The 8,526-nt window shown below is 34.0% G+C and carries 7 protein-coding genes; 1 reads left to right on the top strand and 6 read right to left on the bottom strand.

The genetic code is table 11. From position 1 onward, the window contains the following. Positions 1-87: 87 nt before the first annotated feature. The 4 genes from RBB48_RS31150 to RBB48_RS31135 all read right to left on the bottom strand — a co-directional run bounded on the left by RBB48_RS31150 (position 88) and on the right by RBB48_RS31135 (position 4,000). A complete protein-coding gene (locus RBB48_RS31150) occupies positions 88-1,164 on the bottom strand; it encodes a glycosyltransferase WbsX family protein (protein ID WP_088121150.1) in 1,077 nt (358 codons plus the stop codon). A gap of 215 nt (positions 1,165-1,379) precedes the next feature. After that, positions 1,380-2,252, bottom strand: coding sequence for a class I SAM-dependent methyltransferase (locus RBB48_RS31145; protein ID WP_088610427.1), 873 nt, complete (start codon positions 2,250-2,252; stop codon positions 1,380-1,382). A 26-nt stretch (positions 2,253-2,278) separates the two neighbouring features. After that, the gene (locus RBB48_RS31140; RefSeq protein ID WP_306008814.1) at positions 2,279-3,001 is read right to left on the bottom strand and encodes a class I SAM-dependent methyltransferase; all 723 of its coding nucleotides are present in this window, start codon (positions 2,999-3,001) and stop codon (positions 2,279-2,281) included. A 204-nt stretch (positions 3,002-3,205) separates the two neighbouring features. Continuing rightward, positions 3,206-4,000: a sulfotransferase family 2 domain-containing protein gene (locus tag RBB48_RS31135; RefSeq protein ID WP_097891371.1), complete on the bottom strand. Its 795-nt coding sequence runs from the start codon at positions 3,998-4,000 to the stop codon at positions 3,206-3,208. 270 nt (positions 4,001-4,270) lie between these two features. Between RBB48_RS31135 and RBB48_RS31130 the strand changes: the two genes are divergently transcribed. Further along, complete coding sequence (locus tag RBB48_RS31130) at positions 4,271-5,215, top strand: NAD-dependent epimerase/dehydratase family protein (RefSeq protein ID WP_097891375.1); 945 nt, start codon at positions 4,271-4,273, stop codon at positions 5,213-5,215. A gap of 40 nt (positions 5,216-5,255) precedes the next feature. Here the strand turns inward: RBB48_RS31130 and RBB48_RS31125 are convergent, their stop codons facing one another. Next, entirely contained in the window at positions 5,256-6,032 is a 777-nt protein-coding gene (locus tag RBB48_RS31125; protein WP_088610424.1) for a class I SAM-dependent methyltransferase, read from the bottom strand. 63 nt (positions 6,033-6,095) lie between these two features. Then, positions 6,096-8,030, bottom strand: coding sequence for a glycosyltransferase (locus RBB48_RS31120; protein ID WP_097891369.1), 1,935 nt, complete (start codon positions 8,028-8,030; stop codon positions 6,096-6,098). Positions 8,031-8,526 lie beyond the last annotated feature (496 nt).

Genomic DNA, 8,526 nt, shown 5'->3' with positions numbered 1-8,526 from the left:
CACGGAAGTTAAGCTCTCTAGCGCCGATGGTAGTTGGGACCTTGTCCCTGTGAGAGTAGGACGTCGCCAAGCAACTATTAAGACGAGTCAGAATGACTCGTCTTTTTTGTATGCTTTCATACCTCTGTTAATTGCCTGCTTAACTCCTTCTAAATAGGCGAATCCATACCTTTTATCTGGTTCTAAGTAAGTACCTTCTGCCCATTCATTCCACGCATTAATAAATAAAAACTCGCTGTTGTAAAGAGAATAGGTACGCTGGATTTGTTTGCTTAAATATATCGTGAACTTCCTAGGGGTAGAACCTAGGAAGATGCTGCTATTTAAGTCTTTGCGGCGTGCTGTATTGTCCCAGTCAACAAAGGCACCAGGAAATGTTTTTTTCTCTGGAGGAGATCGTTTTAGTATATACATCCACACTTTATCATAATCCCAAGCGTTTATTTGTTTACCAGACTCATATATTGTTTTATTTATGTCTGAAGAGCTATCATGAGCAATTGTATAAAAAGGCTCGAATTCAATGCTAGCATCAAATCCATTTATATTAGGAAGTGGAAAGCTGTTTAATGTTTCTGCAAAGTATATACCTTTCAAACCATTTTCTTGTGCGAGTGTATTCCAATAATGAAGCATTTGTTCACAATGAGGGATATGCCCGGGGCGATAAATAATGAATAGTGGTTTATCGTCTATACGGATATATCTCTCATCTTGGAAAGCTTGCAATAAATACTCAAAGTGCTCTTTCCAATCCGATAATTCTCCATAATTTTGAGGCATTAATATGTGACTATCAAGACCATCCCAAGTTTTTGTCCACGGTTCATTTGCCCAAGAAAGGCAAAATGGAAAATCTGGTTCTTTCATCTTAAGTACCTCATTAAAGGGTGCCTCCAATAGCCTCTTCCCTTTAAACCAGTAATGGTAATAACAAAAACCATATATGCCATGTGCTTTGGCGATTTCTGCTTGCCATTTTCTTACGGATGGGGTGGTTAAGTCATAATAAAAATCTTGATAAGGTTCTCTAGGTTGGTAATGTCCTGAAAATAAAGGTCGTGCACTTTTAGTATTTGTCCATTCAGTAAACCCTTTCCCCCACCATCGGTCATTTTCTTTTATTTGATGAAACTGTGGTAAGTAAAAAGCGATTATTTTCAAGATATATCCCCCTTATGTTCTTCGTAGTTCAAGTGGTGGGAAGTTACTTTTGATTTTTCGAATCTAGTTAAAACATGAGATATGTTATTTACTTACTGTGTTTATGCTGCATAATGAATTCTTTTGTACAGTGTGCTTAATATGGAAATCTTTGATGATTTAATATATACGGCTGAGATACAAAATGATCTTCATTATACAATGAGCGAAAAGAGTTAATCTTTTTGGAGAACAAATAGAGCTTGGGGTAACCGGTTTGTATCATCAAAAAAGTCCCGTAGCTTTAAATACTTCTCATAGTGGTTTTTAATATAAGTTCTAGGTATAACGGTTTCCCCGTAGAAGCTACTGTTTCTAACGTCTCCAGCTCCCGTAGGGCTGTGGACAAAATTGCCGCTTTCATAATCCGAGATGGCACGATTTATATCTGGAAAAGCTTGAGATAAAGTTTTATGCCATCCCGTTTGAATTAATTCAGGGTGTTCCTTAAATTGTTGACAGAAATCGAGAAAATAGCGTGCTTGTGTTGTGGCGATGAAGATGCCACCTGGACGAAGAATTCTTGAAAATTCCTTTATCCAATTTTCTGCTGTTTCTTCGGATAAATGTGAGAATACAGAATAAGCGAATATGATATCTAATGAATTGTCATTAATAAATTCTACAGGAGGTTGTGGGTTGGCTGTTTTATATATCCCTCTTCCTAACGTTTCATTACAAAGAGTAATCATGAGGGGATCTACATCAATACCAAGTAAATTTTCATCGCGAACATCTTTGAAAAAGAAGCGTATGATTCTTCCCCATCCGCAACCAAAGTCTAAAATTTTACGTCCTTTATTCAAAGGAACACCTAGATTTTGGGCATATGTTTTTACATGGCTATAAAACAAATATGCTTCATAAAGAGCATGTTCATAGGAAGCACCTACAAACTGTTGTTGAATTTCTTCAGGGGGGAACATAGGTACTGGGATGCCATTTATCTTTGTTTGTGAGCAACTTTGTATAAATAGATTTAGAAGTTCAACATCAGAAAGCGGGCTAACAAGGTTATCAAAATCATTTCCTAACTTGAAGTTATTCATTTGTTAACCTCCAAATTATATAGTACCTAAAAATTATTTTCGTGTTTTTTACTAATAAAAACGTGTAGAAATTCAGCATCTAACCCCAGTGATCTATCCTTTTGTAAATAAACAATGGTATACATATTTGCATGTGTATAAATATATTCAATCATATCTTGACCCCAATCAAATGTTACTAAAGACCCGTTCTCATCAATAGGATTACCATGATAAATTGGCTCCTCAATATATTCGATTCCTTCTTTATTGATTCTTGCTCTTTGTAAAGTCTTTGTGAGTGTATGACACCAAGGGACAGTAAACACATGAGCACCGCCAGGCTTTAATACACGCTCTATTTCTTTAAAGGCTTTGTTTGGCTCCATTACATGTTCAAAGACATCTTGAGTAATGAACAAATCAAAAGATTCATTTTGGAAAGTCATATCTTCTAAGTTCTCACATCTAATTCCTTGAAAGTATTGGCCGAGAGGATAGTTTTTAAAGTATTGAGAATACGTATAGTTTTTGCAGTTTTTTATAAGTAGCTGAGTTGTAATTCCCCCAGGAGAGGATTCGTGGATATGATAGGAACCCCATTTAGGAAAAAATGTATTTAAAACATGGATTATAGCTCGCTGCCTTGGTATAGAGTGGCATGTAGAACATAAGTAATGATCTCTAAGCCAATCATTATGCTCTATAAATGTAGTTTCCTTCTCACAAATAACGCAATATCCATTATTGTGCTTCAAATTACCTTCCACATGACATCACTCCTTTGTAAAAAAATGCATATGACACACACGTCAACAATCAGTGAAATCAAAGAGAGTGGGTGGAAATTAGGGAACCCATAAAAGTGAGATTGGTAGAATGGAATAATTAGCGGGAGAGAACCCCACGCTAATTAAAGTTTCACTTTATGCTATGCGATACATTCGCTTTTATTCATTGAAGAATGTATCGACTTAGAATATCCCTTTTGTGTACGGATACATTTCAAAGTCTTGTGCATATATTTCTGTAACTAACGCCATTGTTTCTTCATCATAAAAGCTTTCATATGTTGGGAAGCGAGGGAAGGTGGCATCTGTAATGCTGAGTTCTGCATAGCTTCCTGTATAAAGCATCTTATGAGCCCGATGATGATCTGAATTTGTAAGAAGCTCTAAATTGGATTTAATCAAATCGTACGTGTGTTCTATCTTGGTGATTTGTGTATTAAAATCTTCTAAAGGAATATAGTATTGGATGAAATTTTCTTCACCTGGAACGTATTGCTGACTAAAATGTATGTCCATTGCTAGGGAATTTGAACCCAATGCTCGAATGTAATATAAAAATTGTTTAAATGATACTCCACGGTTACTATATTTGTCATTATACAAATAGTGGCGGATATTTTCCCATTGAGGGCTAGCATATGGATTGTCAGCAAGTAATAAAAATGAGCTGACGGCCCTTTTGTAGGGATTCCGTACAAGTTTACAAACATCTTTATTTGCTGTTAGAAGCCCATTTTGTAACTCTGGTATGTAGTTAGTGTTGTTTTTATACACCCAGAATTCATAGTAATGAATAAAGTCATGGTATTTCTTTGCTTCATTAAACAATCCAATTTGAAAAAAGAACCAATTAGCTAAGGCGGTACATCCGCTTCTATGGCTCCAGAATAGTATAAGTGGAAAGTCTTTATGGAAATGTGGGATTCGATCTTTATGTAGGATTACATGATTTAAAAGCTCCTGATTTATACTCTTCATACATGTAGTGCTCCTTTTTGAAATTTTTATTTATGGAGAAGGGAAGTTTTTACTAATCCAATATATTCATGGGAATGAGTAAATAGTATGAGTGTTTTTTGCGGTCAGCTTAAATAAGATAGCGATTCTAAAAGGAAAATATAAAATAAAGATAATGAAAATTTATAGGAAGCATACAATGATAAGAGGATGAATAATAGCAGTGACCAAGTTCATTTAGTTGCATTTCTAGGTGTGATAAGCAAAAATCTTATTACTAGAGAGGATATTATGAGGAAGAATAATTATTTAATAGTAGGTGGAAATAGTTTCATTGGTATTAACCTCGCATTAGGTTTATTGAAACAAGGTCAAACTGTCAAAGTATTTTCCAGACATATAAATAATTTTCCTCAAAATATTATAAGTGATGTTGAATTTATTAAAGGTGATTTAGCAAATGTTGAAGATATATATAAAGCTTTAGTGGATGTGGATATTATTATTTATTTAGCTGCAACGTCTAATGTAGCAACTTCAATTGAAGATGTTTTCGGAGATATAAACAGTAGCTTTTTTTTTCTTAACTTCATGGAAAGTGTTAAAAATTTTCCTGTTAAAAAAATTGTATTAGCATCTTCTGGAGGCACGGTTTATGGTGAACCGAAATATTTACCTATTGATGAGGAACATCCATTAAAACCACTTTCTCCTTATGGAATAACAAAAGTGTCGCTTGAAAATTACTTGTACTTTTATAAGAAAAAATACGGAATTGACTATGTTGTATGTAGATATTCTAATCCATATGGAAAATATCAAAATCCTTTAAAGAAAGTTGGGGCAATAAACTGTTTTTTGTATCAGCATCTCAGTAATGAAAAGATTAATATATATGGGAATCCACAGGAGATTATTCGAGATTATATTTATATCGATGATTTAGTTGAAATCACTATACAACTATCACAATTAAATCGTTTGAAATCTTGTGTGTATAACATAGGGAGCGGCAAGGGTCTCTCTTTAAAACGAATTATAGTAGAATTGGAGAAATTAACGGAAAGAAAAGTGGACTTTACCTGCTATAAACAAAGGCAAGAAAATGTTCAAAAAATCATTTTAAATATAGATAGAGTAAGACGAGAATGTAATTGGGAACCGAAAATAGATTTCAAAAGTGGAATTAGATTAAATAAGCTATGGATTGAAGAGTTCTTATATAGTAAAAAATAATAAACCATGCCCTACTTTTGTATAAGTAGAGCGTGGTTTATTATTTTATTTCTTTTTTTATTACCCAAAGGTCTTGATGTTCCCACCAAAAACCTTCAGTGTATTTTTTGATGACAGGGTTATAGGGTAATAATTTAATTTTGTCACATACGTAAGAGGGACTAACGATCGTTTGCCCGTATTGATGAACATCCAAATCTAATTGTTCACTAGAAGGGAGAAACCAATAACCCTGTTTATTTAAATCTGGAAAGCTGAAGTACTTTTTACTTTGATAACCATGAGTTGTGAAAATGAGTAAGCCTTCAGGAGAAACAGCATTATACAATGTTTGAAGCCAACGAAACCAAGTTGTATCAGGCATATGAGAAAAAAAGGATAGACAAAAAACGATATCATACGTAGAGGAGGTCAAATTTACTTGTTCAGGTTCAGGGTGAGACAAGATAGAAGAAGTATTTAATGTACGTTCAATAAAAGTAATAGCCTCTTCATGTATATCGCAGGTAGTTATACTTAAGTTCGTTTGTAGGTTTAATAAATGACGTGTTACGCAGCCGTATCCGGATGCGAATTCTAATAATTTTATTGGAGTGTCTATAGGAGGATAAAAGGACGTAATTAAATCTAAGAGTGTTTCTGCGGATTTTCTCCCATCTTGAAAATAATAATCTATCGCTTCTTTTTTAGATGGGAAGACTGGATTAGTGACAAGGAATTGAAAGATATGATCCTCTGGATGGATACTTGCATTTACATTGTAGTTGTGTGCAATTTGGGAAATCAAATCTTTATTTGCCTCTATAAATTCTTTCAATGAGTAACCCCCCTTAAATGATAGTAACGTCTTACAAGAGACACTGATGGCGAAGAAAATATATCATTCAATCTTCAAATATGCTTTAAGATACTTTCTATATGTGTACATTTTCTTTTTTGAAATATTGTCGATAGTAAAGGTTTCTTTAATGAAATTCTGCATTTGTACAACTTCACTGTAATGGGAATATGAATCTTCTGTTCCCGTTACGCTATTTGTATGTCGTCTATGATAGTTTAGTGGTTTTGGATTGAAATAAATGTTCCCCTCTTTAAGAATAGAAACATAGAAAAACCAATCACCAGCTACTTTAAACTTTTCTAATTGTTTTTCTGTTGTTTTTATATCTATGTTTTTAAAAACTACACTTGAGACATTAGGTATGGTGTTCTTGATAAGTAATGTATCTTGTATTTCATCTATCCCTTTTCGAAAATAAGAACTTTTCCATTTTTCTTTATCAATATCATTTGTGTAATCTAAATAATGATTGGCCAGGATATTTCCTTGTTCATCTATTTGTTTTGATTGTGTGTAGCTTAAGGTAACATCACCATTTATATGAAACCCTTGTATTACTTCTTCTAAAAATGTCTGATCACATAAGTCATCGGCCTCTGCAATCCAAATATAATCACCGGTTGCTGCAGAGACGCCTTTTATCCATTGTTTAAATACAGAACCAGAGTTTTTATCATTAATAATCTGCTGAACTTTTAGGTGGGGCTTATTTTCGTTTGAGAGCAGCTGTTTAAATATAGATACGCTATTGTCAGTGGAGGCATCGTCTAGGAAAATTAGTTCGTAAAGGGGATAGGTTTGGTTTAATATGGATTTAACTCGGTCAGGTAAGTATTTTTCGTAATTATAGTTCGGTATGATTACGCTTATTTTTTTGTAATTATGATCAAGTAGGTTTAACAGTTGATAAATGTAATGAAGAAAGTTAAAATCTTTTTCAATAAGCTCTTGGCCAAAGCGCCCTTTTTGTAATCGTAAGTCTTCATCTCCAATAAATTCATATATTCTTTCCAGCACCTGCGGTAAATTTAAAAAGTCTACTAAGGCGCCAGTTTGTTCCGTAACAACATCTTCAAAACCTCCAGCGTTTTTAAACCCTATAACAGGGACTTTTGTATCTAATGCTTCTAAAACAACGTTTGGAAAAGGATCTTCTCTTGAAGTTAATAAATATAAATCAGCCCCGGCGTTATATAAACCGATATCTGGAGTAGGCTCAACTAATGTGAAATGTGCTGTATATCTTGGGGATAGTGTGTTAAAGAAATGAACATCCGTTCTCCCGACCCAGATAAAATGAATATTCGTATGAACTTTTCTTACTGAGTAAGCAATAAGTGAGAATAAATCTATCCCTTTCCGATGATCAGCAAAACCTACTCCCAAAATGATTTTGCTATCTAGAGGCAGGTTGTGTTTTTTTCGTAATTCGCTTCTAGCTTTTGCAATATTGTTCTTATAAGGATTGTGGTTAAACAAGCCTTGAGGGAGGATGTGGCATTTTTGATGATCTAATTGGGTGATTGTACGGAATTTTTCATACACGTACTGTGAAGGGAAGACAATTTTGTAAGCAAACTGGGCAATGTTTCTCGCTTTCCCCTCGGCAGAGTACTGTTGTATTAAATGCGGCAATTCATGTATTAATGAAATAACTTTTATATTGTGTTTAGCTAGTAATGCAACTATGTCACCACTTATGACGGTACTACATATGGCGATGGTATAGTCTTGTGATAGTAACTTCTTTATTAATAATTCGACCCTTTTTTCTGTTGGGTAGTCTTCCTCTAGGCAATAAACAGGACCATACTTTTGAAAATCGTGGATTAAAATGCCCGTTCCAATAGAAATAATTGCGACGGAGTAATGAAAGTTTTCTTTAAGAGCTTTAATAGTATGTAAAGAAAGCAGCTGTGCTCCGTGGAAATGGGCATCATGGGATACATAAATGATCTTCTTATTAACATGCATTTCATAACGCCTCCTAAGTTAATTAGATTTTTAGTAAATGCATGGTATATTTATAATTCCTAGAGAGAAGTGGTAGGAGATAATTGTGAATACAGCTGGAATGTACTCGAAATAAAAAGTGCTACCTTTAATATATATTTGTTTGGCTTGCTATTCATTCTTTAGAAAGGTGTAAGTAAGAAAGTATAAACTGTCAATTATGAAAGTGATCGCAACAATTTATTAATCTCTAGGAACGGAGTATAAATGAAGAAGGTTCAATACCCTTTAGAATTTATAAAATAAAAAGGATAAAAGGTATTGACGATTAGGATATAGAGGTGTAATATAGAACAAGTCGCCGATGCAATAACGCAGAACGCGGCAAACAAAATGAAAAACTTAGTTGACATTAACTAACGAAGATGTTAACATAAGGAAGTCGCAAATGAGCGACCGAGTAGTTCTTTGAAAACTGAACGAAACAAACAACGTGAAACGTCAATTTTTATTTTTA

Origin of the sequence: Bacillus sp. MMSF_3353 (assembly GCF_030733445.1) — a bacterium.
Classification (GTDB): domain Bacteria; phylum Bacillota; class Bacilli; order Bacillales; family Bacillaceae_G; genus Bacillus_A; species Bacillus_A wiedmannii.
The sequence above is the reverse complement of the archived record's forward strand: the minus strand, read 5'-3'. Positions and strand labels throughout refer to the sequence as shown.

Bases quoted from the DNA above. Each gene is read 5' to 3' on its own strand.
- RBB48_RS31145 (WP_088610427.1), bottom strand. From the start codon at position 2,252: ATGAATAACTTCAAGTTAGGAAATGATTTTGATAACCTTGTTAGCCCG.
- RBB48_RS31135 (WP_097891371.1), bottom strand. From the start codon at position 4,000: ATGAAGAGTATAAATCAGGAGCTTTTAAATCATGTAATCCTACATAAA.
- RBB48_RS31130 (WP_097891375.1), top strand. From the start codon at position 4,271: ATGAGGAAGAATAATTATTTAATAGTAGGTGGAAATAGTTTCATTGGT.
- RBB48_RS31120 (WP_097891369.1), bottom strand. From the start codon at position 8,030: ATGCATGTTAATAAGAAGATCATTTATGTATCCCATGATGCCCATTTC.